We start from the raw sequence: 25,199 nt of genomic DNA on the forward strand, positions 1-25,199 counted from the left end.
GGCGAACATGTGAACCCGGCGGGCTTCCATAGTTCCGCCGTCCGTGGGATGGTCGCGGCATGCGGCGACTGCTCAAAATCGCGTTCGCGGTCTTTGTGACCCTCGGCTTGGTGTTGGCGCCCTTGACGGCGCCGGCAGCTGCCGCGCAAGTTCGCGCGGACGGCATGAGCGACATGTCGATGTCGACCGACATGCCCTGCTGCCCCGACCAGCAAAAGAGCACGGACTGTCAGGACTGCCCGCTCGTGGCAATGTGCATTCTGAAGACGGCGCAGGCTGGACCGTCCATGGCCGCCGCCCTCCCGCTGCGGTACGCGATCCGTACCGCTCATCTCGTCACGGACGACGTGCCCGGTGACGACCTCGACCGTCCACCGCCCGAGCAGCCCCCTCGAACCCTGGCCTGAACGGCGCTTGACGCCGATTGTGTCCGTGCGCTCGCGCGTGCGGATGACGCACGCCGCCTCGGCGGCGGATTCCAGGACATCGAGGACACCGAAAAAATGAAGCCTTTCACCTTCGCGCGCGCCGTTCGGGCGGCGCTGATCGCTGCCGCTGTCGCCGGCACAAGCACAGCCGCATTGGCCGACATCAAGGATTACAAGTTCGAGCTCGTCGACCAGTCGGTCCAGACCGGGCCTGACAAGGTCATCACCGTCAGGCTCGTGAACACGAAAACCGGCAGGCCGATACCGGATGCCGTGATCTTCGCCAGCCGTTTGGACATGGCTCCGGATGGCATGCAGGAAATGGCGACCAAGCTCACGGCCATGCCGGGGACCGAGCCGGGCACCTACCGCTTCAAGGCGACCTTGAGCATGGCGGGACGCTGGCAGCTCTCTCTGGGCGCCAAGGTTCAGGGCGAGACCGGCACCGTCGAAAACAAGCTCGTCATCACGGCGCAGAAATGACCCGCGCCCCCGCTGCAAGCCTGGCCGCCGCGTTGATCGCGGCGGCTGGCATCGCATTCGTCGCCGGCCCGCAGCGGCCGGCGGCGCGAGCGGTCGTGATCGGCCCCGCCGCGGCAGAGCAGAGCGGCGCCGCCCCGATTTACTACAGGGATCCGGACGGCAAGCCGTCGTACTCGCTTCTGCCGAAAAAGACTCCCGACGGCCGGGACTATCGCCCCGTGCCCGCTGGCGCCGACATCAACTTCGAGGGCGAGCAGACGGCAGCCGCGCCGCCGGAGGCAACCGCCGGCGGCGAGCGGAAGATCAAATATTACCGGAATCCCATGGGCCTGCCGGACACCTCCCCGACACCGAAGAAGGATTCGATGGGGATGAACTACATCCCGGTCTATGAGGGCGACGACAGCGACGACGGATCCGTCAAGCTGTCGCCCGGCAAGATCCAGCGGACCGGCGTCAAGTCGGAGCCCGCAGCGAGGCGGGTGATCCGGACCATCGTGAGAGCGCCGGGAACCATCGCGCTGGACGAGCGGCGAATCTCGGTGATCGCCATGCGCTCGGAGAGCTTCATCCTCAAGGTCGCAGACGTCACGACGGGTTCGCATGTGGTCAAGGGCCAACCTCTGATGGAGGTCTACAGCCCGTCGGTTTCCTCGGCGGCGGCCGAGTACCTCACCACCCTCACCTCGAAGACGACCAGCGGCGATGTTCAGTATGGACGCGGCTCCCGGCAGCGCCTGATGAACCTGGACGTGCCGGATGCTGCGATTGCGGCCATCGAGAAGAGCCGAACTGTGCCGACCTCGATTGAGTGGACTTCGCCGCGCGACGGCATCGTGCTGGAGCGTAATGCCATCGAGGGCATGCGCGTGCAGCCGGGCGGCGTCCTGTTTCGGATCGCCGACCACTCCGTCGTCTGGGCTCTGATCGACGTCGCCGAACGCGATCTGGGCCTGATCTCCACGGGACAGCCAGTCACGGTGAAGGCACGGAGCTTTCCCGGACGTGATTTCAGCGGAAAAGTTCAGGTCATCTACCCGGAGATCAACAAGGAGACGCGAACGGCGCGCGTCCGTGTCGAGTTGCAGAATCCGGATCTGATCCTGCTGCACGACATGTACGTCGACGCCGAGATCGACACCGGCAGCGGTGAGGCCGTTCTCAGCGTGCCCGAGAGCGCCGTGATGGACACGGGCAGCCGGCAGGCCGTTTTCGTCGACAAGGGGCAGGGTCGGCTGGAGCCGCGCGAGGTCAAGCTCGGCAATCGCGGCGGCGGCTTCGTGGAGATCAGGCAGGGCCTGGCGGAGGGCGACGCCGTGGTGGTCTCGGCGAACTTTCTGATCGATGCCGAAAGCAACCTGAAGGCCGCACTGAAGGGCTTCGCGGAGGGAGCGCAGCAATGATCGCCCGTCTCATCGGCTGGTCCGCCCGCAACCTGCTGCTGGTGCTGTTCGGGACCGGCTTCGCCGCCGCTGCGGGGCTCTATGCGCTTCTGCATCTGCCGCTCGATGCGATCCCGGATCTCTCGGACACCCAGGTCATCGTCTACACCGAGTACCCCGGCCAGGCACCGCAGGTGATCGAGGACCAGGTCACCTATCCGCTGACGACGGCCATGCTGACCGTGCCGAAATCGAAAGTTGTCCGCGGCTTTTCGTTCTTCGGCGTCTCTTTCGTCTACGTCATCTTCGAGGACGGCACCGACATCTACTGGGCGCGCTCGCGCGTGCTGGAATTCCTCAACGGCGCGAGCGCACGCCTGCCGGCCGGCGTGACACCCACGATCGGTCCCGACGCGACCGGCGTCGGCTGGGTCTACCAGTACGCCGTGATGTCCAAGGAACTGAACCTCGCCGACACGCGCACGATCCAGGACTGGAATCTGAAGTTCGCCCTCGCCAAGGCCGAGGGCGTCGCGGAAGTCGCCAGCGTCGGCGGCTTCGTCAAGCAGTACAACGTGATCCTCGATCCGCAGCGGATGCGCGACCGGGGCATCACCATGCAGAAGATGCGCGATGCCATCCGCGCCAGCAATGCCGATGTGGGCGGCCGGACGGTCGAATTGTCCGAGTTCGAGTACGTCATCCGCGGCAAGGGCTACATCAAATCGATCAACGACCTCGGCGACATCGTGCTGAAGACGAACAACGGCACGCCCGTGCTGCTGCGCGACGTCGCACGGGTCGAACTCGGCCCCGACGAACGGCGAGGCATCACAGAGCTGAACGGCGAGGGCGAGGTCGCCGGCGGCATCGTGCTGCAGCGCTTCGGTCTCAACGCGCTGGAGGTCATCCAGAACGTCAAGAAGCGCTTCCAGGAGATCGCCTCGAGCCTGCCGAAATCCGTCGAAATCGTGCCGGTTTACGACCGCTCCAACCTGATCTATGCGGCCATCGACACCCTCAAGCACACGCTGTTCGAGGAAAGCGTGGTGGTCGCGCTGGTCTGCATCGTATTCCTGCTGCACGTCCGTAGCGCGCTGGTCGCCATCCTGATGCTGCCGGTCGGCGTCTTGATGGCGTTCGGCGCCATGAAGCTGCTGGGCCTCGGCTCCAATATCATGAGCCTCGGAGGGATCGCGATCGCGATCGGCGCCATGGTGGACGCGGCCATCGTCATGATCGAGAACGCGCACAAGCATCTCGAACGCGCCGAACCGGGCAAATCCCGGATCGACGTCCTAATTGCTGCAGCTTCAGAGGTGGGGCCGGCGCTGTTCTTCAGCCTGCTGATCATCACGGTCTCGTTCATGCCGATCTTCACGCTGGAATCGCAGGAGGGCCGGCTGTTCAGCCCGCTGGCGTTCACCAAGACGTTCTCGATGGCGGCCGCCGCGCTGCTGTCGGTGACGCTGGTGCCGGCCCTGATGGTGATCTTCGTGCGCGGGCGGATCGTTCCGGAGCACAGGAACCCGATCAACCGGTTCCTGATCTGGATCTACCGCCCGGTGATCAAGGGCGTGATGCGGGCAAAGATTCTGGTGATCGTGCTCGCGCTGGCGGCCCTCGCGGTGAGCATCTGGCCCGCCCGACAGCTCGGCACGGAGTTCATGCCGAACCTCAACGAAGGCACGCTGCTCTACATGCCGACAACGCTGCCGGGCATCTCCGTGACGAAGGCGGGCGAACTGATGCAGGTCCAGGACCGGATCATCCGGTCGTTTCCGGAAGTCGCCTCGGTCTACGGCAAGGCGGGGCGCGCCGCGACCGCCACCGACCCGGCCCCGTCCGAGATGTTCGAGACAATCGTCAACCTCAAACCGAAGGAGGAGTGGCGGCCCGGCATGACCATCGACGGTCTGATCGCCGAGATGGACAAGGCGCTGCAGTTTCCGGGCGTTTCGAATGCCTGGACCATGCCGATCAAGGCGCGCATCGACATGCTGTCGACGGGCATCCGGACTCCGATCGGCGTCAAGGTCATCGGCACCGATCTGGTCGAGATCGACAGGCTCGCCAAGGAGATCGAGCAGGTCCTCAAGGCGGTGCCGGGCACCTCCTCTGCGTATGCCGAGCGCGGCATCGGCGGCTACTATCTGGAAATCACGCCGGACCGGACTGCGATGGCTCGCTACGGCATCATGATTCAAGACGTGCAGGATACGATCGCGACGGCGCTCGGCGGACAGACGGTGACCACGACGGTCGAAGGCCGGCAGCGCTTCACCGTCAACATGCGCTATCCGCGCGATCTGCGTGACAACCCACAGGCCATCGCCAACGACGTGCTGGTGCCGATGCCCGCCGGCGGCGCGGTGCCGCTCGGCGAGGTCGCGAAAGTCGCGCCGGCACGCGGGCCGACCTCGATCCGGACCGAGAACGGCCAGCTCGCGACCTACATCTACGTCGACATTCGCGACCGCGACCTCGGCGGCTACGTCGCCGACGCGAAAACTGCCGTGCAGGCCAGCATTCACTTCCCGCCCGGTTACTACGTCATGTGGAGCGGCCAGTACGAATACCTGGAGCGGGCCACCGCGCGGCTGAAGATCGTCATTCCCGTGACTCTGCTCATCATCTTCCTGCTGCTGTACCTGAACTTCCGATCTATGACCGAGACGATGATCGTCATGCTCTCGCTCCCGTTCGCGCTCGTCGGTGGGCTGTGGCTGATGTGGTGGCTGGGCTTCAACCTCTCGGTGGCCGTGGCGGTCGGCTTTATCGCGCTCGCGGGCGTCGCCGCCGAAACCGGCGTCGTCATGCTGATCTATCTCAACCAGGCGCTGGCGGAAATCAGGTTCGAGTGCGACATGGAAGGCCGGGCGCTTACCCGCGGCGACCTTTACGACGCCGTCATGGAAGGCGCGGTGGAGCGCGTCCGTCCCAAGATGATGACGGTGGTCGCGATCATGGCGGGGCTGCTGCCGATCATGTGGAGCACCGGGACCGGCTCGGAGATCATGCAGCGCATCGCGGTGCCGATGATCGGCGGGATGATCTCCTCCACGCTGCTGACGCTGATCGTGATCCCGGCGATCTTCGGGCTAGTGAAGGGCTTCGGATTGCCGCACGGCGACCATCGGCCTCCGTCGCAGCTACGCAAGCGGATCAAACGTCTCGAACCTGTTGCGGAGCCAGCTCAATGAGGTTCCGGCGATCATGCCGGCCGGCATGATGGGAGACCGCGCCGCGCGTGCTGCTGCCGCGCATCACAACTGGCCCGGCAAGACGCCATCGTAGGAAAGAAGCTGCCGAGCGGGGCTCGGCAGCCTCCTTTTTCTTGTCAGGGCACGAGGCATGGATGTCAGCGACCGGTGGGATCGTTGCTCCTGCCGGGACGAAGTGTCTGGGGGCCGCCCTGGCCGCTGCCGGCGGACCCACTGGATCCGGCCCCGGCACTGCTACCGCCAGCGCCGCCGCCCATGCCGCTCGTGCCGCCAGCCGATCCCACGGACCCGGCTCCCCCCACGCCAGCGCCACCTGCTCCAGCGCCGGCACCTGCGCCCGCTCCTCCAGCGCCACCCGCCCCTCCACCTGCACCGCCGCCCGCCTGCGCGTGGGCGAAACCGATCGAGGCACCGGCAAGCAAGGCGCACACGGCCACCGAGAAAATTGTCTTTCGCATTTTGCAACTCCGTTTGAGGTTGAGCGTGCCGGTCAACCGAAGTTGCATGTTGGCGTTCCTAAAAGCTGACGATAAGCTTCCCGAAATTCGTCAGGAACGATGTCGCGCAACGACGGATTGGTGCTTGCCGAGGGGGCAACAACTCGTTAGCCAAAGTCAGCGATCGGCGACCGCCGTTCGGCTGACATGCTGGAGGATCTCATGCGAATCGCCGCGCTGGTTGTCTTGATGGTGGCGGGACTTGCTCCCGCAGCGCACGCTGAGGCTGACTACCCCTGGTGCGTCTTTGGCGAGCAGCTCGGCGCTTCCGGCGAGTGCATGTATTCGACGCGAGAACAGTGCCTGGCCTCGGCATTTGGGCGGTGGAACACCTATTGCGATGTAAACCCGCGCGTGAGGTTCAAGCAGCAGTCGGCTCCGCCGCGGAGGCGCGGAACGGCGCAATAGCTGAGATCGCCGGATCTCGGCCAAACACGACGTCGCATCGGGACCGGCGGGTCATACGCCGACAACCAGCCCTGCGAGGTCGACGAGCGAGCTTTGCCAAATCGCACGATCGCTCGCCCCAAGGCGCGTCCTTGATGCCGGGGATGTGACCAGCCGTGAAGCCGACACCGGTTGGGGCTCTGCCGCCGAGCCTTAACTAAGGAGCCGGGGACAGCTGGAGAAGAAGGCGATGCGTTCCATTTTGGCTTTGAGCGTTTTGATCGCTCTGTGCGGTGTTGCGAACGCGGCGCCGGCGCACCACGCCCACCGGCACGCTGTGGTTCGCTCAATCAGGGCACGTTCGCACCAGGCTCCGCCTCGAGCTTTGCGTACGCGCCCCCTCGGCCGCCCGCCGAGATCCCGGTCCACCTCCTCCTGTGACCAACCAGAAGCGTATTACGGCGCTTGTCAGGGTTATGCCCCTGGCGAAAAGGAACACTTTCTCCACAGCCTGTTCAGCCCATAAATGACGCTCGAGCGACGCCGTCTGGCTTCGACCGTCAATCCAGCGGCACGTTCAGACTGGTACCTTTGGTGATAATGCCACCACGGTTGCCGATCTCGATCGAGCCATAGCGTTGCCTGAAGCAATCGGGCAGCGGCCGGTCCTTTTCCATGCTGAGCCAAAGGCGCAGCAAATGACGTTTTTGGCTCGCATTGGGCCAATCACGAAATCCGGTCCGGTCATGCAGCAAAGCATGGTTGTAGACGAACTGCATGTCGCCCGGCTGAAGCCGCATGCCGAAATGCAGTGCGGAGTCATTTGCGAGCGCGTCAAAGAAATCGAGCGCCTCGACGTGAGCCGGCGTCAGTCTCGGCGCATCGGCAAAACGCTGCGCACTGTCGATATACTGGCGCTGATAGAACCCGGTCAGGAATCCCGCGTGCCAATTCAGCACCGGGATTTCAAGATACGGCTTTTCATTCTCCGGCACCTCGCCGCGCCGGTCCGTCGCGATGGGATCAAACAGGAGCGCGGCAAGATCAGGGCGTCTGTCGAACATTTCGTTGTAGATGGTCGTCGTACTGACGAGGAGGGAAGCGCCGCCCTCCATGGCTTCGCGAATGCATAGCAATCCAACCACGTCGCAGGAATCCGTGTGGAAGGTTTGCCGTTCCGACGTTTGATAAATCCGGGTGTTCGGATCGCTGGCATCGGCGCCGGTGTCGCGGACGTGACCGAGAATGTGCCCCGCCGCATTCTGGGACCGCGCCGATCCCAAATGCGCGCCCACCCCGCAAAAGATCGTGGCGGCGAACTTCTGGCTGTAATTTGCCACCGGGAGGCCGCGGATCACTTCAAAGCCAAGGCCAGAAAGCAGCCTCGTCTTGAGCCCTTCCAGATGCGCGCCGAAGCGGGGAAGCGGAAAGCTGTCCCTGGTGATCCCGGCGATCTCTTTGCCCCGGCTAAGATAGGATTCAGCCGCGTTCTCAAGCTCCGTGATCTCGCTGGCCGCAAGCGATATCAGCCATCGATCGGGATTGGCCTTCATCTCAGCGCCCAGCCAGGCCGACGGGATGTCGATCCTGCCTGGAGGGCGATTGATCCCGCTGCGCGCTGAGACCACGTTCATGTTGATGGCTCCAGAGGATGGGTCGTTAGACAGGGCGTCAGACCGTCAACGATATTGTGCCGAGCAATTGTTTGCAACTTGGCGGAGCCGGATGCTCGGAGCTGAGCACGCTCTTTTGGTCGGAGTTGCTCCTCGAATGGTTCATCAGCGAGCGTTGCTACGCGACGAGTTGCCTCGCCGCCGCCGAGATCATGACCAACCCGCCGGTGATCACGGCGACATCGAGGATCGCGGTGTGGATGTGCACCGGCATCCGCTCGACGAAGGCCTTTGCCAGGAACGCGCCGGGGATGGCGATGCCGCCGATCAGAAGCGCGAAGGCGAGCACCTGCGCGGTCACGACGCCGGCGAGGCCGAACACCGAAATCTTGATCAGACCGGTGCCGAGCGAGATCATCGCATCGGTCGCGATCACGGCGGCGCCTTCGAGGCCCGCGGTCATCAAGAGCGAGAGCAGGATCACGCCGGAGCCCGACGTGCCACCGACCAGCGCGCCGTAGCCGACCGATCCCGCGGCGAGACCGGTGTCGCCGATCTTGACCTGGCGGCGGCGGAGCGCGCGCCGCAGCGGCACGCTCAGGATCAGCATGGCGCCGATCACGAGCGCAGCTCCGACATTGGTGAGGCGCGAGTAGCCGTAGGCGCCGAGCGCGGTCGTCAGCGCCGCGCAGGCCAGCACGATCAGCGCGCGGCGGCGGTCGGCATAGCGGAGATAGGCGACCGCACGGCTGGAATTGGTGAAGAGCGCGGAGATCGCGATGATCGGCACCACCGGCTCGGCGCCGACCAGCGGCACCAACACCAGCGGCATCAGCGCGCCGGTGCCGTAACCGGCGAGACCACCGATGACCGAGGCAAACAGCGCCATCAACGCGACCAGCAGCAGCTGCAACATCGAGATGTCGGCGAAGCCTGAGACGATGGTCACGTTCTCTCGTCGCGGCTGATGCGTGCCGCAGCTTGATCGGCGATGAAAGCGAGTGCGGTTTCCTCTAGTGGAAAATCCGCCGCAAGCCAAGCGTCCTCGGCCAATGTCAACACATGTCCGAGCGCGGGCCCTTCCGCCATGCCGCGCGCGATGAAGTCGGCGGCGCGCAGCGGGAATTTCGGCGCTGTCCAGCGCTGTGGCAGCTCCGCGAGATCGCGCCAACGCGGCGACGTCACGTCGCCGCCCGCCCTCGCCCAGCCCAGCAACACACGGTCGTGATAACGCTCGGGCCCCAGCCGATAGAGGAGCCGGCGCGCAGTGGCCTCGTTCTTGGTGGCGAAGCGCCACCAGCGATGCCCCATCGAGTCCAGCGCTTTGGCCTCGGCATTGGAGAGCCTCAAACGCGCGGCGACACGCTTGGCGTCTTCGGTGACGGCCACCGTCAGCGCAGCGAGACGGCGCGTTACGCTCGCCGGCAGGCCAAGTTCGCGCTCAATCGCGATCATCGCCGACAGCGGACCGGTGTAGGCGACACCGCCGATCAGCGCCTGCAGCAATCCGGCATCGGCCATCGCAAGCGTGGCTGCGGATGCGCCACCCGCCACCAGCAATTTCAGCATCTCCATGCGCACGCGCTCGGCCGACAGGGCCGCAAGGCCCGCGCGCCCGCGGATGCAGGCGAGATAGCCGTCGCGGTCGGGCTCGCCGGCGCCGAACGCGGCATGGATGCGGAAGAAGCGCAGGATGCGCAAATAGTCTTCGGCGATGCGCTGGTCGGGGTCGCCGATGAAGCGCACGCGCCGCGCCCTGGCATCCGCGATGCCGCCGACATAGTCGTGGACGACGCCGTTGGCGTCGACCGACAGACCATTCATGGTGAAGTCGCGCCGCTCGGCGTCCTTCACCCAGTCGCGGCCAAAGGCGACCTTGGCCTTGCGGCCGAAAGTTTCGGTATCCTCGCGCAGCGTCGTGACTTCGTAAGGCACGCTGTCGATGACCAGCGTGACGGTGCCGTGGTCGATGCCGGTCGGCACGCTCTTGATACCGGCAGCCTTCGCGCGCCGCACCACCTCCTCGGGGCGCGCCGTGGTCGCGATGTCCATATCGCCCGGCGGCAGGCCGAGCAGCGCGTTGCGGACGGTGCCGCCGACCACGCGCGCCTCCTCGCCATCCGCATTGAGCAATTGCAAGACGCGCGCGGTCCCGCCCGAGGTCAGCCAGGGCGCATCGGCAAGAATCGGTTCAACAATCGGCTCGACAATCGGCTCCGCGCTCATCGTCCGGTCCCTATTTTTCCGTGCCCGGCACGAGCTTGCCGTTCACGACATGGGCGGGAACGTAGGTCGAGTTCGGTGCGGCGCCGGAGAAATGCGCCAGCCCGATCAACCCCGCGATGACAAGCACCAGCGCCACCAGGATGAGGCGCGCGACGACGGTGATCGGCCACGACGATTGCACGAACAGGCCCGATCGCGTGGCGGCCAGGAACAGCGCATAGACGGCAAAGGGAATGAGGAAGATTCCGATCTCGGTCAGAACCGGCCGGATCATGACGAGTAGATCCGCTCATACAGCACACGCAGCATCCCGGCCGTCGCACCCCAGATGTAGCGCTCTGCAAACGGCATCGCATAGTAAAACCGCTCCAGCCCGCGGAATTCCTTGCTGTGCACCTGGTGGTTCGCCGGATTCATCAGGAAGGACAGCGGCACCTCGAATGCGTCATCAACCTCGGAATGGTTAATCGTGAGCTGAAAGCCCGGCCGCACCCTGGCGACCGTCGGCAGGATGCGGAAGCCGAACGCGGTGCCATAGAGATCGAGATAGCCGATCGGGTCGACGAAATCGCGCGGCAGCCCGACCTCCTCCTCGGCCTCGCGCAACGCGGCGTCCAGCGGCGAGGAATCGGTCGCGTCGATCTTGCCGCCGGGAAAGGCGATCTGGCCGGCGTGGTCGTTGAGATGCGCCGAGCGCTGCGTCAGCAGGATGGTCGGCTCGGGATGGTCGACCACCGCAATCAGGACCGCTGCGGGACGCACCGGCTGCTCGCGCGCGACGATCTCGAGCATCTTGTCGGTGCCGGGATCGCCGGAGGCCGGAATGATGTTCGGATCAAACAGGCCCGGCGGAACGTCGAAGCCGAGCTTCGCCCTGGAGCGGGCGAAGAAATCCGCCGCACTGATCGCGACGGGCTCGCTCTTCTCGCTTTTGGAGACAGGCTTGTTCAAAGCGCGGCCCTCACCTGCTCCGCGTCCGCCATGGCGAAGAATTCGCGGGCCGACTCGACGCCGAACATCAATTGGCCATCGACCATCCGCTCCTCGCCCATGTCAACCAGATCGTAATAGAGCGCGCGGGTGACCTTGGCCCAGAGATCGGCGCGGACATGCAGGTAGGGCGTCAACCCGCCGTCCTTCGCCTGCTCGAAGCGCAGCCGGTGCGCGGCATCGCAGGTGATCCAGTCGTCGACATTGGTGCGGAAGCTCAGCACGGGATGGTTGTCCTCGCTTCTCTTTTGCATCTCGACCGCCATGAACGGCGCGTCGTCGACGCGGATACCGACCTTCTCCACAGGCGTGACGAGGAAATGCTTGTCGCCCTCGCGCTTCAGGATAGTCGAGAACAGGCGGACCAGCGCGTGACGCCCGATTGGCGTGCCCATGTAGAACCAAGTACCATCGGACGCGATTCGGATGTCGAGATCGCCGCAAAACGACGGATTCCACAGATGCACCGGAGGCAGGCCCTTTTTGGCACCTTCGGCATTGGCAGCAGTTTTGGCAGCGGCAGTCAGCCCCTCAAGACCGCGATCGGCGCTCTGCCCTTGGTTCGCCATGGTTTGCCCTGACTTTGTCATTTCGCGTATGTCATTTGGCACGATTGGTGCAGGTCTGATTTGTAAATCTACGTTGTAGATCGGTGCGCGGTTCCATCCCGCATTAGTCCGGTGTGGAGGTCGCCACTTCGTGATGCCCTACATAACCCTAAGCCGATAAGGTGGGGATAGGTTAATTCAACGAATACATGGCCTTCCTGCAAGTCTAGCATGGGGCCCGAGATGACGTGACGACAGACTATTTGACGACGCAAGATAGCCGCGTGGCAGGCTTAAGGAGCTAACGGATGGCGGAAAGTGTCGAGAAGCTCGAAGACGGCATCGTCCGTTCGGCCGAGCAGGTGTCGAGCCAGGTGCGCGCGGCGAAAGAAGCGATCGCATCGGTGATCTTCGGCCAGGATCGCGTGATCGAGAACACGCTGGTCACCATCCTCTCCGGCGGCCACGCGCTCTTGATCGGCGTGCCCGGCCTCGCCAAGACCAAGCTGGTCGAGACGCTCGGCGTCACGCTCGGTCTCGATGCCAAGCGCATCCAGTTCACGCCTGACCTGATGCCGTCGGATATTCTCGGCGCCGAAGTGCTCGACGAGAGTACCGCCGGCAAGCGCTCGTTCCGCTTCATCTCCGGCCCGGTCTTCGCCCAGCTGCTGATGGCCGACGAGATCAACCGCGCCAGCCCGCGCACGCAATCGGCGCTGCTGCAGGCGATGCAGGAGCAGCACATCACCGTGGCCGGCGCGCGCCACGATCTGCCAAAACCGTTCCACGTGCTCGCGACGCAGAACCCGCTGGAGCAGGAAGGCACTTACCCGCTGCCCGAGGCGCAGCTCGACCGCTTCCTGATGGAGATCGACGTCGATTATCCCGATCGCGATGCCGAACGTCGCATCCTGTTCGAGACCACCGGCGCCGAAGACACGCTGGCCAAGGCCTCGATGACCGTCGATGCGCTGATCACCGCGCAGCGACTGGTGCGCCGCCTGCCGGTCGGCGATTCCGTGGTCGAAGCGATCCTGTCGCTGGTGCGCTCGGCCCGTCCGGGCGAGCAGAGCGGCGAGGCCGGCAAGTTCATCGCCTGGGGCCCCGGCCCGCGCGCCAGCCAATCGCTGATGCTCGCCGTGCGCGCCCGCGCGCTGATCGACGGACGTCTCGCGCCATCGGTCGACGACGTGCTCGACCTCGCCGAGCCGATCCTGAAGCACCGCATGGCTCTGACGTTCCAGGCGCGCGCCGAGGGACGTACGATTCCGGACGTGATCCGGCAATTGAAGACACGGATCGGTTGATGGCCGCAGAGACCGGGCACACAGCAAAGGAGGTCATCGCGATCCGACGTGCCGATGGCGAAAGCCGTACGCTCGCCGCTTCGCTGCCGCGCCTGGTGCTCGAAGGCCGCCGCATCGCCGCCAACGTCATCCACGGCCTGCACGGCCGGCGCCGCGCCGGCTCCGGTGAAAATTTCTGGCAGTACCGCCGCTTCGTCTCCGGCGAGCCGGCGCAGCGGGTCGACTGGCGCCGCTCGGCGCGTGACGACCATCTCTATGTCCGCGAGCTCGAATGGGAGGCCTCGCACACGGTCTGGATCTGGCCTGATCGTTCGCAGTCGATGGCGTTCGCCTCGAAGACCGCGCGCGAGTCCAAGCTCGAGCGCACGCTGATCGTTGCGTTCGCGCTGGCCGAGCTGCTGGTCGCGGGCGGCGAGCGCGTCGGCATCCCCGGATTGATGGCGCCGACCGCAAGCCGCAGCGTCATCGACAAGATGGCTCAGGCGATGCTGCATGACGATGCCGACCGGCTCAGCCTGCCGCCGTCCTTCGTTCCTGCCGCGCTGGCCGAAACCATCGTGCTGTCGGATTTCTGGTCGCCGATCGCGGAGATCAGGACCACGCTCGCAGGGCTCTCCGGCTCCGGCGCGCATGGCACGCTGGTGCAGGTGGTCGACCCCGCCGAGGAGAGTTTTCCCTATTCGGGCCGCGTCGAATTCGTCGAACCGGAAGGCTTTGGCGTGATCACCGCCGGCCGCGCCGAGAGCTGGGCGGAAGATTACACCGCGCGGCTGGCGCTGCATCGCGACCAGATCCGCGCCGAGACCAACAAGCTCGACTGGCTGTTCACGACGCACGCGACCGACCGCTCGGCCGCCGAACTCTTGCTGTTCCTCCATGCCGGCCTGCAGGTGAGCAAGTCGGGTGCCCGTACCACTGCGATCAAGGCGGGGCCGGCCGCATGATGGGACTGCCGCTCGCCTTCACCGAACCGCTGCTCCTGATCGGTCTTGTCAGCCTGCCGGTGCTGTGGTGGCTGCTGCGCGTGATGCCGCCGCGGCCGCGCCGCATCGAGTTTCCGCCGACACGCCTGTTGTTCGACATCGCACCCCGAGAAGAGACGCCCGCGCGGACGCCGTGGTGGCTGACCGCGCTGCGCCTCCTCGCTGCGGCGCTCGTCATTTTCGCCGCCGCCGGCCCGATCTGGAATCCGCAAACGGGCCTTGCCTCCAGCAAGGCGCCGCTGATGATCATGCTCGACGACGGCTGGAGCGCTGCCTCGAACTGGGACACGCGGATCCGGGCCGCCGACGAGCTGATCGCCAATGCCGACAATGATCGCCGCGCGATCGCGCTTGTGCCGCTGTCGGAGCCGAACCGCGACATCACGCTGATGCCGGCGGGCGCCGCGCGCGTTGCGCTGCGGCAGATCGCGCCAAAGCCCTATTCGGTCGAGCGCGTTGAAACCCTCACCGCGATCGATCGTTTCCTGAAAGCGACCGGCGACTGCGAGATCGCCTGGTTGTCTGACGGCGTCGACACCGGCCGCGGCGAAGAGTTCGTGCAAGCGCTCGGCAGGACCTTAGGGGATCGCAGCTTGACGGTGTTCGAAGGCGGCACCTCCTCCCCGCTGGCACTGGTCGCGGCGGAAAACGCGGCTGCGAAGATGACGGTGAAGGTGCTGCGCACCGACAGCGGCATTGCTGCCGGCACCGTGCGGGCGCTGGACCAGAAAGCCTCGCCGATCGGCGAGGCGCACTTTACCTTCGGCCCGCAGGACAAGGAGGTCGAGGCGGCGTTCGACCTGCCGGTCGAGCTGCGCAACGACATCTCGCGCCTCGAGATCTCCGGCGAGCGTTCGGCCGGCGCGGTGCAGCTACTCGACAAGCGCTGGCGCCGGCGCGCCATCGGCATCGTCTCGGGCGCGAGCAGCGAGACCGCGCAGCCGCTGCTGGCGCCGAGCTTCTACCTGACGCGCGCGCTGGCGCCGTTCGCCGACGTGCGGCTCGCCGACAAGGGATCGCCGCAGCAGGGCATCACCCAGTTCCTCGACCAGAAGCTGCCGATGATCATCCTCGCCGATGTCGGCACGGTTGCGCCCGAATTGCGCGAGCGTCTCAACGCCTGGATCGACCAGGGCGGCGTGCTGGTGCGGTTCGCAGGCCCCGGCTGGCGCAGGCCGAAGACGATCTCGTTCCGGTCAAGCTGCGCAAGGGCGGCCGCACGCTCGGCGGCAGCCTGACCTGGGAGAAGCCGCAGCATCTCGCATCCTTCGCCGCCGACGGTCCGTTTGCCGGGGTTGTCGTGCCCAAGGATGTCACCGTGAGCCGGCAGGTGTTGGCCGAGCCGGACGCGGTGCTCGCGACCAAGAGCTGGGCGTCGCTCGAAGACGGCACGCCGCTGGTGACCGGCGAGCATCGCGGCAAGGGCATCGTCAGCCTGTTCCACGTCAGCGCCGACATGCGCTGGTCGGATCTGCCGATGTCCGGCACCTTCGTCGAAATGCTGCGACGGGTGGTCGACATGTCCGGCTACACCGCCAAGCCCGGCGCCGGCGTTGCCGGTGAAGCCAGCACCGAAACGCTGGCGCCATTGCATCTGCTCGACGGCTTCGGCGCGTTCGGACCGCCGCCGGCCACCGCCAAACCGCTGACGGCTGATTATCGCGACCGCGCCACGCCGGATCATCCGCCCGGCTTCTACGGTCCGGCAGAAGGACCGCTCGCCGTGAACACGCTCGCAGCCGCCGACCGCATCGCAGCCCTCAATACCGCGGGCCTGCGCGCCCGGCACGCCACCTACACCAACGCCGAGCCGCGCGATCTGCGCGGCTGGCTGCTGTCGACGTCGCTGGCGCTGTTTCTGGTGGACGCCATCATCGTGGCGCTGCTCGGCGGCGGCCTCGCCGCAGTGCTGCGCCGGCGCGCCGCGCCTGCCATGATCCTGCTTGGCTTCGTGCTCGCAGGCATCGCCGTGCTTGCGCCGACGCCATCGCGCGCCGACAGTGCGTCCGACGAGTTCGCGATGAAGTCGACCTCGCAGACCCGCCTCGCCTACGTCGTCACCGGCAATGCCGACGTCGATTCCATCGTCAAGGCCGGCTTGTCGGGCCTGACGCTGTTCCTGGCGCAGCGCACCGCACTCGAGGCCGGGGACCCCGTCGGCATCGATCCCGCGCGCGACGAGCTCGCGTTCTTCCCGCTGATCTACTGGCCGATCGTGCCGGGCGCACCGAAGCCGCCGCAGGACGCCATCAACAAGATCGACGCCTATATGAAGCAGGGCGGCACCGTGATCTTCGACACCCGCGACGCGGTCGAAGCGCCGCCCGGCGAGAACGGCGCCTCGCAAACACCGGGCATGCAGGCCTTGCGCGAGATCCTGTCCTCGCTCGACGTGCCCGAACTCGAGCCGGTGCCGCGCGAGCACGTGCTGACCAAGACCTTCTATCTCTTGCGCGACTTCCCCGGCCGCTTCAACTCGGGCCAGACCTGGGTTGAAGCGCTGCCGCGCGAGGACGACGACGAGAGCGCGCAGCGGCCCGCGCGCGGCGGCGACGGCGTTTCGCCGATCATCATCACCTCCAACGACCTCGCGGGCGCCTGGGCGCTTCGTCCCGACGGCCAGCCGATGCTGCCGCTCACGCCCGGCGAGCCGCGCCAGCGCGAATTCGCCTACCGCGCCGGCGTCAACATCGTGATGTACACGCTGACCGGCAACTACAAGGCCGACCAGGTGCACGCGCCGGCGCTGATCGAGCGACTCGGGCAATAGGATCAATATGAATTACGGCATCGCGTTCACGCCGCTGGTTCCCGCGATCGTCCTGTGGATCGCGCTCGCTGCCATCGTGGTCATCGCGATCGTGCTGCTGGTTGCGCGGGCGCGCGGCGCTGCGGTGCGCGTGGCGGCGCTGGCGCTGTTTTTGCTGGCGCTCGCCAATCCCTCCTTCACGCGCGAGGACCGCGATCCCCTCACCTCGGTCGCCGCCGTCGTGGTCGACAAGAGCCCGAGCCAGAATTTCGGCAAGCGCAACCAGGAAGCCGCGAAGGCGCAGGAGGCGCTGGTCGACAGCCTGAAGAAGATCAAGGGACTCGAGGTACGCGTCGTCGATGCCGGACAGGCCGACGGGGAGACCAACGGCACGAAGCTGTTCGGCGCGCTGGCCTCCGCATTGTCGGACGTGCCGGTCGACCGTGTCGCCGGCGCATTCCTGATTACCGACGGCCGCGTTCACGATATCCCCGCGAACGCCGCCGCGCTCGGCTTCCAGGCGCCGGTGCAGGCTCTGATCACGGGACAGAAGGACGAGCGCGATCGCCGCATCGCGATCACGGCGGCGCCGCGCTTCGGCATCGTCGGCCAGAATCAGACCATCAGCTACAAGCTCGACGACCAGGGCGTCACCGGTGAGCGCGCCAAGGTCACGGTCCGCCGCGACGGCGAGGTCATCAACGAGCGCACGCTCTCGAGTGGACAGAGCGCCAGCGTCGACGTCGAGATCAAGCATGCCGGTCCGAACATCGTCGAGATCGAGGCCTCGCCGCTCGAGCGCGAGCTGACGCCGGTGAACAATCGCGCCGTCGTCGCCATCGACGGCGTGCGCGACAAGCTGCGCGTGCTGCTGGTGTCCGGCGAGCCGCATTCCGGCGAACGCACCTGGCGCAATTTGTTGAAGTCCGACGCCAGCGTCGACCTCGTGCATTTCACGATTCTAAGGCCGCCGGAGAAGCAGGACGGCACGCCGATCAACGAGTTGTCGCTGATCGCGTTTCCGACCCGCGAGCTGTTCCAGCAGCACATCAACGAATTCCAGCTGATCATCTTCGATCGCTACGCCCGCCAAGGCGTGCTGCCGATCGCCTATTTCGACAACATCGCGCGCTATGTGCGCGGCGGCGGCGCCGTGCTGGTGTCGGCCGGCCCCGACTATGCCTCGACCACCAGCATCTGGCGCACGCCGCTCGATACGGTGCTGCCGGCAGAACCCGTCGGCGTCACCGAGAAGCCGTTCTATGCGCATCTCTCCGATATCGGCAAACGTCATCCCGTCACGCGCGGGCTGGAGGGCTCGGGGTTCGAGCCGCCGCACTGGAGCCGGTTCTTCCGCACCGTCGAGACCCGTAACTCGGTCAACCCGCCGGTGATGACGGGTGCGGACGGCAAGCCGCTGCTGTTCCTGTCGCGCTTCGGCGAGGGCCGCGTCGCGCTGCTGCTGTCCGACCACATCTGGCTGTGGGCGCGCGGCTATGAGGGCGGCGGCCCGCATCTCGATCTGCTCAGGCGGATGTCGCACTGGCTGATGAAGCAGCCCGACCTCGACGAAGAAGCGCTGCGTCTTCAGGTCCAGGGCAAGAATCTCGTCGTGGTGCGCCAGACCATGGGCGACAGCGTCCAGCCGGTGACCGTGACATCGCCCTCCGGCGTTGCGCATGATCTGACGCTCAGCCCCGGCGATCCCGGCGAATGGCGCGCGAGCCTTCCCGCCAGCGAGCTCGGGCTGTGGCAGGCGACCGACGGCACGCTGAAGGCGCTGATCAATGTCGGCCCGACCAATCCGAAGGAATTTTCGGAAGTCACCTCCACCACCGAGACCTTGAAGCCGCTGACCCAGGCGACCGGCGGCAGCGCCGTGCGGATCGCGGACGGCGGAAGCGTCGAGTTGCCGCGCATCGTCCCGGTGCGCTCGACCAGCGTGTTTGCCGGCGACGGCTGGATGGGCGTGCGGATGCGCGACGCCAGCGTCGTCAAGGGCGTCGGCGTGCTGCCGATCTTCGCCGGCCTGATCGGCCTGCTGCTGCTGCTCGGCGCTTTCGCCGCGACCTGGGTCCGCGAAGGACGCTAGTTGCAGGAACGACACATCGCGCGATCACACCGCGCGATGTGGTGCTCCTCAGTTGACATCCATGAACCGATCGGGCGATGTTACAATGTAACATCGCGGCGCCCGGTCGGCGCCTCGCGCTGCGGGGTGGCGTTTCCAGATGAAGTGGTTCCGGTCGAAGATCAGGCACGGCGCCCGGCTCGCGTTGTTCGCGATGCTGGTGCAGTTCGCGCTGACCTTCGGTCATGGCCACTGGTTCGCGCAGGCTGCGCCCCTCGCCCAGTCTCAGCTGAACGACAGCGCCAAGAGCGTCGCGTCGACCGACCGCGCGGCGATCCAGAAGCAGTCGCCGACAAATCCCGATCGCGAACGGCCGGGCGAGGACAATTGCGCGATCTGCGCATTGGTCGCGATGGCCGGCACGGTGACGTTCGCGACGCCGCCCCTGCTGTTGCTGCCGCAGGCAGTCGAGTTGCTCTACCGCGCCACCGACGCCGAATTCATCCACCTGGAATCGGCCACCACCGCGTTCCAGCCGCGCGCTCCTCCCGTCTCCTGATCCCCATCGATTGAGCTGCCTTCGGCATCGGCCGTACGCATAAGCCGATCCCGCAAGGCTATCGAAATTGATCCGTCGCGTGTCGACGGCGCGCATCGTTCGCAAACCCTCCAAAAATGAGCGGCGGTGCGCGATCGGAAAATCAGGACAATGGTGTCTTCAAAAACAATATTGGCGGGCTCGAGCCTCGCCGCACTCACGCTGTTCCACGCCGGCGGCAACGCCATGGCGCAGACGACGGCTCCCGCCACGACGCTTCCCAGCGTCGAAGTCGATGCGCCCAAGCAGAGCCAGGCGCCGCGCCGCCCCAAGGTTCGCGTCGCCGTCGCCAAGCGGCGCGCGGCGCCGCAGGCGCGGCCGCAGACCGAGGCGCCCGCCGCCGTCGAGGGCCCGAGCGAGCGGTTCGACGCGGCGCGCCAAAGCCTGCTTCCGCCGGGCGGCGCTACAGCCCATACGCTCAATCACCAGGCCATCGAGGCGCTGCCCCAGGGCGCCAACGCCTCACTCGACAAGGTGCTGCTGCAATTCCCCGGCGTCACGCAGGATTCGGCCGCGAGCGGCGATCTGCACGTCCGCAACGAGCACGCCAATCTTCAGTACCGCATCAACGGCATCATGCTCCCCGACGGCGTCGGCGCGTTCGGGCAAATTCTCGACACCGGCATCGTCGGCAGCCTCAGCCTGCTCACCGGCGCGCTGCCGGCGCAGTACGGACTGCGAACGGCGGGCGTACTCGACATCACGACCAAGGCGGACGCCTTCAACAATTCCGGCGTCGTCGGCGTCTATGGCGGCAGCCACGGCACCATCTCGACCAACGTGGAATATGGCGGGACCGCCGGGCAGACCCAGTATTTCATGTCGGGACGCTTTCTCCAGAACAATCTCGGCATCGAGAACCCGACCCCGTCCGTCAATGCGATCCACGACCGCACCAACCAGGAGAAGGGATTTCTCTATCTCTCGACGGTGCTCGATCCGACAAGCCGCCTCACCTTCATGAGCGGCGTATCGAACGGCACGTACCAGATTCCCAACAATCCAGGCCAGACGCCAAGCTTCACGGCTTTCGGTATATCGGACTTCAACTCGACGCAGCTCAACGAGCATCAGAACGAGTTCAATCAATTCAACGTCGTCACCTACCAGAAATCGGTCAACGACATCGATTTCCAGGTCTCGTACTTCAACCGGTATAGTCAGTTGCACTTCTACCCCGACCCGATCGGCGATCTGGTCTTCAACGGCGTGGCGTCGAACGTGTACCGTCAGAGCTTCGTCAATGGCATCCAGGAGGATACGGCCTGGCGCGTCGGCTATTCCCATACGCTGCGGTTTGGATTCTCCGTCAGCGCCGAGCGCTCCCTGGTCACCAACATCTCCACGGTTCTGCCGCTCGTCGATCCGACCGATCCACGGCAGGCACTATCGATGCGCCGTTCTCCATCTTCGATTCCAGCGCCAAGACCGGTTGGCTGGTTGGCAGCTATGTCCAGGACGAGTGGAGAATCAACAATCAATTGACCCTGAATGCGGGTTTGCGTTTCGACCAGATGTACCAATATGTCGATGCGAACCAGCTCAGCCCGCGGATCAGCCTGACCTGGAAGCCCTTCGATGGGACCACGTTCCACGCCGGCTATGGGCGCAATTTCACGCCACCTCAGCAGGTGATCGCGGCCCCGACCAACCTCGCTTTGGTGCAGGGCACCTCACAGCAACCCGCCGTATCGACCAACGATCCGGTGCTGCCGGAACGTTCTCACGTGTTCGATGTCGGCGTCGTCCAGAAGATCTACCCCATCCCCGGCCTCGAAGTCGGCGTCGACGGCTACTACAAGAAGGCGCGCGACCTGCTCGACGACGGCCAGTTCGGTGCGGCGTATGTGCTGAGTGGCTTCAACTACGAACGCGGCGAGAACGTCGGCGTCGAGGTCAAGGCGAACTATACCAACGGCAATTTCAGAGCCTATGCCAACCTCGCCTGGGCGAAGCAAATTGCGACCAATGTCGTGTCGAACCAATATCTGTTCGATCCCGATGAACTGGCCTACATCGCCAGCCACTATATCTATACGGATCACGCCCAGATGCTGACGGGGTCGGCCGGCGCCTCCTATCTCTGGGAGGGCACGCGCTACAGCGTGTCGATGATTTATGGCAGCGGCCTGCGCGCGGGCTTTGCCAACACCGATCATCTGCCCGGCTACACACAGGTCAATTTCGGCCTGTCGCACGATTTCAACATCGTCGCGCCGAACAAGCCGACGACAGTGCGCTTCGACGTGGTCAATGCGTTCGACACGATCTACCAGATCCGCGACGGCTCCGGCATCGGCGTGTTCGCCCCGCAATACGGACCGCGGCGCGGCTTCTATTTCGGCGTCTCGCAGCGATTTTAGCCGCTCGGCTTGCGTGCGTCGGGGCCTGCGCGGCGCCGACGCACGCATCGGCGATGCAGGGGATTGGTCTCCGCATCGGGCCGCCCGTACAGATGCACCCCGAAATGCGGCAGCGCTTCCAGGAGATCGATGGTCCGATCAATCCCGTTCTGGCGTTCCGCGGGCAGAGCTTATAGTCGGGGGCCGGTCAGGAGCCCTGCATATAGCGAACGGGGTTTTCAGGATCCGCTTTGAAGATGCCGGCAACCTCCGCGAAGAGGGTCGATACAGCATCGTGCTTGAGAGCATCGAACCGCTCGAAACTGAAGTTGTTGCCTCCCATCCGTAGTTCACCGAGCTCTCCCGCATAACGGGAGACGATCGGCGCACTTTGCCTGGTCACCGCCACGTACACGCTGATGTAGTTCTTCTGAAGCGCAACACCGATCACCGGCCAATCCGTGCTTTTTCCCGATTTGACGGCGTAGCGAAACTTGCCATAGCCGATCATCTTCATGCGCATTCCAGCCTCTCCCGCGGGCGTTCCTCGATGGAAATAGCGCTTGAGGGTCGGCGCAGCCGAGACGACCAGCTTGTGCAACTCTGTCAGATCTCGCCTGCGCTCCGGATCGAAATCGAGGTAGGCCTGCAATGTGTCGGCAGTCACCCGGAACATGTGAGCCTACCCGCGCGCCTTGCTCCAGTCGGGAGCGACTTTGCCCGAGACGCCTTCGAAGGCGCCGTCGACGAGGTCGAACACCAGGATGCGAGCGGCATCGACCGGGCCCGGCATGGTCACGCGCCCCTTAGGGACAAGCTTGAAGCCGACGCGGCTGTAATAGGGCTCGTCGCCGACCAGCAGCACGAGGCGATGGCCTTTGTCCCTGGCGTCCTTCAACGCCCGCTCCATCAGCATACGGCCGATGCCGCGGCTGCGAAACGGCGGCTCCACGGTGAGCGGCCCGAGCAGCAGCGCCGGCGTCTCACCGATCATGATCGGCAATTGCCTGACGGAGCCGACCAGCAGCGTTCCGATGCGGGCGGTGAAGGAGACGTCGAGCAGATGGTCGACGTGCTCGCGGATGCGGTAGGCGCTGAGCACGAAACGGCCGGGGCCGAAGGTGCGCTCGTGCAGCCGCTCGATCGCCTGGGCGTCGCCCGGGGCTTCGGGACGGATGGTGATTGAGAGATCGTTCATGTCATTTCGCGGAGTAGCATCTGGACGTTCGGCAGTCCATGGGAGCGCCCGACTTCAGCTCTTTTTCGGCACCGGCTGGGACAAATAGGCCAGCATCTTCATCTCCCGCCGCCCCCGGGTCACGGTGTCGAGCACGAGGCCCGACGAGACCGACAGCATCGCCACGATCGTCAATCCCATCGACAGCACCGCAGTCGGCAGGCGCGGCACGAGGCCGGTTTCGATGAATGTGAAGACAATCGGGATCGCAAGGATGATCGCGGCCAGCGCCAGCAGGATCCCGATCACGGTGAAGAAGCGCAGCGGGCGCTCCGAGCGGTACAGCTTCAGCATGGTGCCGAGAATGCGAAAGCCGTCGCGCCAGGTATTGAGCTTCGAGAACGAGCCTTCCGGCCGCGCGTAATAGGGCGTCTCGACCTCGGCGACCGGCAGCGACAGCTCCAGCGCGTAGACCGCGAGCTCGGTCTCGATCTCGAAGCCATCTGACAGCACCGGGAACGATTTGACGAAGCGCCGCGAGAACACGCGGTAGCCGGACAGGATGTCCTTAAAGGCGTGGCCGAAGGTCGAGGACAGAAAGCCGGTCAGCATGCGATTGCCGGTGCGATGACCGAGACGGTAGGCGGCCTGCGACTGGTCGATGCGCAAGCCCACCACCATGTCGAGATGCTCTTCGAGCAGCTTGTCGATCATGCGGCGGGCGCTCGGCGCGTCGTAGGTGGCATCGCCATCGACCAGCACGTAGATGTCGGCCTCGACATCGGCGAACATGCGGCGCACGACGTGGCCCTTGCCCTGCCGCCGCTCGCTGCGCACGATCGCGCCGGCCTCGCGCGCGGCGGCAGCGGTGCGGTCGCGCGAATTGTTGTCATAGACATAGATCTCCGCCTCGGGCAGCGCCTTGCGGAAGTCGGCGACGACCGTTGCGACCGCCGCCTCCTCATTGTAGCAGGGCACCAGCACGGCGATGCGCGGTTGAGCTGATGTCATCGCGGCAGAGCTCCCAGACTGGCCGGCTCACGCCGGACCGGTGCAGCCTCGCGCATCTCGGCCGGCCGAAGCAACCAGGCAAACGACAGCGTCCACAGCGACAGCATCGCGATCGGCACGACGTAGTATGGCGTGAAGATCGGATGGCTCAGGAAGAAGCCGAGATTGACGACGAGGTTGCCGGCAACGATGAAGGCAGCCTGCCGCACATGCTCCTCGCCGGACCACAACAGCGAGAGCATCGCGCCGATCGCAAGCACGATCAGCACGATCTGCATGTCGCGCAGATACTGGCCAAGTACGGCGAAGTCCAAACCCGGCGCAACCAAATCGGCGCTGCCATAGGTCGTTCCCAGCGCACTGCCGGCATTGACGGCCTGGGCGGCCAGCGTCGGCGCCATGCCGACGAGCACGCCGGCACCAAAGGCGAGGCCCTGCATGAAAGTTGAAAGCGAGCGGGTCCACAGAAAGGGAACGCCGAGGAAGAGAAAATAGCCGGCCGCGAGCAAGACATTCGGCAGTCTCAAATTGACGGATGCACCGAGCAGGAGACCGATCAGCGCGATCAGCAGGACGCTGCGCTTCTCCCTGGCCAGCCACAACGCCGTCAGGAAGCCCGCGACCGCGCAGAGCGCCATGGTCGGCGCAACCGAATAGCTCGCTTTCGCCGGATTGATCATGAGATAGAGGGCAAGCGCGCCGAACACCCCGGCGCCCAGGACCGACGGCAGCGTCCGCGCCATGGCAATGCCTGACAGCGCAAGGCCGCACACCATCAGGCTCGCGGCAATGTAGAGCGGCACGACCTGATGGCCTTCCGGAAACAGCGCCAGCAGAAAGCCGGTGCCCGGTGGATATTGCAGCACGATCTTGCCGCCCGGCATTGGATTGTGGCAGGGCCAGCGGATCGGGGCCTGCCATTCGCCGAAAGCAATTTCCTTCAACTTGCCTTCGAAATAACGGTCATCGTCCCTGACCGCGTCGGTGTCGAGCCCGCCGGCGCCGAAGCGCTGGAACAGATGCGCCTGCCGGAGATAGCAGATGTCGTCATACACCCCGCGTACCTCGCTCCAGCGCGACATCGTCGCAATGTTGCTGGCGAGGATCGCAAGGCAGATCAGGCCGAAGGCGAGTTTTGCGGCTTTCATCAGGTTTCCGTGGCGCCCGTTCGGACTGGTACTAG

General features: G+C 65.4%; 21 protein-coding genes and 1 pseudogene. 12 read left to right on the forward strand and 10 right to left on the reverse strand.

What is annotated here, in order from left to right; translation table 11 throughout:
- Nucleotides 1–59: 59 nt before the first annotated feature.
- The 5 genes from ACTGJ9_RS34945 (at nucleotide 60) to ACTGJ9_RS34965 (ending at nucleotide 6,422) form a co-directional block, all read left to right on the forward strand.
- Nucleotides 60–407 (forward strand): hypothetical protein, encoded by a 348-nt coding sequence (locus ACTGJ9_RS34945; RefSeq protein WP_456674750.1) that lies wholly within the window; start codon nucleotides 60–62, stop codon nucleotides 405–407.
- Nucleotides 408–503: 96 nt separating this feature from the next.
- Nucleotides 504–911 (forward strand): FixH family protein, encoded by a 408-nt coding sequence (locus ACTGJ9_RS34950; protein WP_456674751.1) that lies wholly within the window; start codon nucleotides 504–506, stop codon nucleotides 909–911.
- The gene (locus ACTGJ9_RS34955) at nucleotides 908–2,314 is read left to right on the forward strand and encodes an efflux RND transporter periplasmic adaptor subunit (protein ID WP_456674752.1); all 1,407 of its coding nucleotides are present in this window, start codon (nucleotides 908–910) and stop codon (nucleotides 2,312–2,314) included. The genes ACTGJ9_RS34950 and ACTGJ9_RS34955 overlap by 4 nt, the downstream gene beginning before the upstream one ends.
- Nucleotides 2,311–5,496, forward strand: a complete 3,186-nt coding sequence (locus tag ACTGJ9_RS34960) for an efflux RND transporter permease subunit (protein ID WP_456674753.1) — start codon at nucleotides 2,311–2,313, stop codon at nucleotides 5,494–5,496. The genes ACTGJ9_RS34955 and ACTGJ9_RS34960 overlap by 4 nt, the downstream gene beginning before the upstream one ends.
- A 707-nt stretch (nucleotides 5,497–6,203) precedes the next feature.
- Nucleotides 6,204–6,422 (forward strand): DUF3551 domain-containing protein, encoded by a 219-nt coding sequence (locus ACTGJ9_RS34965; protein ID WP_456678722.1) that lies wholly within the window; start codon nucleotides 6,204–6,206, stop codon nucleotides 6,420–6,422.
- A gap of 539 nt (nucleotides 6,423–6,961) precedes the next feature.
- Here ACTGJ9_RS34965 and ACTGJ9_RS34970 read toward each other — a convergent pair.
- The 6 genes from ACTGJ9_RS34970 to ACTGJ9_RS34995 all read right to left on the reverse strand — a co-directional run bounded on the left by ACTGJ9_RS34970 (nucleotide 6,962) and on the right by ACTGJ9_RS34995 (nucleotide 11,799).
- On the reverse strand, nucleotides 6,962–8,035 hold the full coding sequence (locus ACTGJ9_RS34970) for a TauD/TfdA family dioxygenase (RefSeq protein WP_456674754.1): 1,074 nt from the start codon (nucleotides 8,033–8,035) through the stop codon (nucleotides 6,962–6,964).
- 157 nt (nucleotides 8,036–8,192) lie between these two features.
- A complete protein-coding gene (locus ACTGJ9_RS34975) occupies nucleotides 8,193–8,963 on the reverse strand; it encodes a TSUP family transporter (protein ID WP_456674755.1) in 771 nt (256 codons plus the stop codon).
- Complete coding sequence (locus tag ACTGJ9_RS34980; RefSeq protein ID WP_456674756.1) at nucleotides 8,960–10,240, reverse strand: CCA tRNA nucleotidyltransferase; 1,281 nt, start codon at nucleotides 10,238–10,240, stop codon at nucleotides 8,960–8,962. The genes ACTGJ9_RS34975 and ACTGJ9_RS34980 overlap by 4 nt, the downstream gene beginning before the upstream one ends.
- A 10-nt stretch (nucleotides 10,241–10,250) precedes the next feature.
- Nucleotides 10,251–10,514: a DUF6111 family protein gene (locus ACTGJ9_RS34985; RefSeq protein WP_027529215.1), complete on the reverse strand. Its 264-nt coding sequence runs from the start codon at nucleotides 10,512–10,514 to the stop codon at nucleotides 10,251–10,253.
- Nucleotides 10,511–11,146 carry a CoA pyrophosphatase gene (locus ACTGJ9_RS34990; protein ID WP_456678723.1) on the reverse strand — a complete coding sequence of 212 codons (636 nt, stop codon included), beginning with the start codon at nucleotides 11,144–11,146 and terminating at the stop codon, nucleotides 10,511–10,513. The genes ACTGJ9_RS34985 and ACTGJ9_RS34990 overlap by 4 nt, the downstream gene beginning before the upstream one ends.
- A 41-nt stretch (nucleotides 11,147–11,187) precedes the next feature.
- Nucleotides 11,188–11,799: a DUF1285 domain-containing protein gene (locus ACTGJ9_RS34995; protein WP_456674757.1), complete on the reverse strand. Its 612-nt coding sequence runs from the start codon at nucleotides 11,797–11,799 to the stop codon at nucleotides 11,188–11,190.
- 287 nt (nucleotides 11,800–12,086) lie between these two features.
- Here ACTGJ9_RS34995 and ACTGJ9_RS35000 point away from each other — a divergent pair, with 287 nt between their 5' ends.
- The 7 genes and pseudogenes from ACTGJ9_RS35000 (at nucleotide 12,087) to ACTGJ9_RS35030 (ending at nucleotide 21,849) form a co-directional block, all read left to right on the forward strand.
- A complete protein-coding gene (locus tag ACTGJ9_RS35000) occupies nucleotides 12,087–13,085 on the forward strand; it encodes an AAA family ATPase (protein ID WP_456674758.1) in 999 nt (332 codons plus the stop codon).
- Nucleotides 13,085–14,029 (forward strand): DUF58 domain-containing protein, encoded by a 945-nt coding sequence (locus ACTGJ9_RS35005; protein WP_456674759.1) that lies wholly within the window; start codon nucleotides 13,085–13,087, stop codon nucleotides 14,027–14,029. Before ACTGJ9_RS35000 ends, ACTGJ9_RS35005 begins: the two co-directional genes overlap by 1 nt.
- A pseudogene (locus tag ACTGJ9_RS35010) lies at nucleotides 14,026–16,838 on the forward strand (DUF4159 domain-containing protein). The gene ACTGJ9_RS35005 and the pseudogene ACTGJ9_RS35010 overlap by 4 nt, the downstream one beginning before the upstream one ends.
- 7 nt (nucleotides 16,839–16,845) lie before the next feature.
- A complete protein-coding gene (locus ACTGJ9_RS35015; RefSeq protein WP_456674760.1) occupies nucleotides 16,846–18,909 on the forward strand; it encodes a hypothetical protein in 2,064 nt (687 codons plus the stop codon).
- Between the two features lie 139 nt (nucleotides 18,910–19,048).
- Complete coding sequence (locus ACTGJ9_RS35020) at nucleotides 19,049–19,447, forward strand: DUF2946 domain-containing protein (protein ID WP_456674761.1); 399 nt, start codon at nucleotides 19,049–19,051, stop codon at nucleotides 19,445–19,447.
- Between the two features lie 150 nt (nucleotides 19,448–19,597).
- Nucleotides 19,598–20,971, forward strand: coding sequence for a hypothetical protein (locus tag ACTGJ9_RS35025; RefSeq protein WP_456674762.1), 1,374 nt, complete (start codon nucleotides 19,598–19,600; stop codon nucleotides 20,969–20,971).
- Nucleotides 20,893–21,849, forward strand: coding sequence for a TonB-dependent receptor domain-containing protein (locus ACTGJ9_RS35030; RefSeq protein WP_456678724.1), 957 nt, complete (start codon nucleotides 20,893–20,895; stop codon nucleotides 21,847–21,849). Before ACTGJ9_RS35025 ends, ACTGJ9_RS35030 begins: the two co-directional genes overlap by 79 nt.
- 187 nt (nucleotides 21,850–22,036) lie before the next feature.
- On the opposite strand, the gene ACTGJ9_RS35035 is transcribed toward ACTGJ9_RS35030, so the two are convergent.
- Genes ACTGJ9_RS35035 through ACTGJ9_RS35050 form a run of 4 tightly spaced genes read right to left on the reverse strand, consistent with a single transcriptional unit; the run spans nucleotide 22,037 to nucleotide 25,164 of the window.
- Nucleotides 22,037–22,504, reverse strand: a complete 468-nt coding sequence (locus ACTGJ9_RS35035) for a hypothetical protein (protein WP_456674763.1) — start codon at nucleotides 22,502–22,504, stop codon at nucleotides 22,037–22,039.
- Between the two features lie 6 nt (nucleotides 22,505–22,510).
- Entirely contained in the window at nucleotides 22,511–23,026 is a 516-nt protein-coding gene (locus ACTGJ9_RS35040; protein WP_456674764.1) for a GNAT family N-acetyltransferase, read from the reverse strand.
- A 54-nt stretch (nucleotides 23,027–23,080) separates the two neighbouring features.
- A complete protein-coding gene (locus tag ACTGJ9_RS35045) occupies nucleotides 23,081–24,016 on the reverse strand; it encodes a glycosyltransferase family 2 protein (protein ID WP_456674765.1) in 936 nt (311 codons plus the stop codon).
- A complete protein-coding gene (locus tag ACTGJ9_RS35050) occupies nucleotides 24,013–25,164 on the reverse strand; it encodes a hypothetical protein (protein ID WP_456674766.1) in 1,152 nt (383 codons plus the stop codon). The genes ACTGJ9_RS35045 and ACTGJ9_RS35050 overlap by 4 nt, the downstream gene beginning before the upstream one ends.
- Nucleotides 25,165–25,199 lie beyond the last annotated feature (35 nt).

The sequence above is a fragment of the Bradyrhizobium sp. RDM12 genome, from assembly GCF_051917485.1.
Taxonomy (GTDB): domain Bacteria; phylum Pseudomonadota; class Alphaproteobacteria; order Rhizobiales; family Xanthobacteraceae; genus Bradyrhizobium.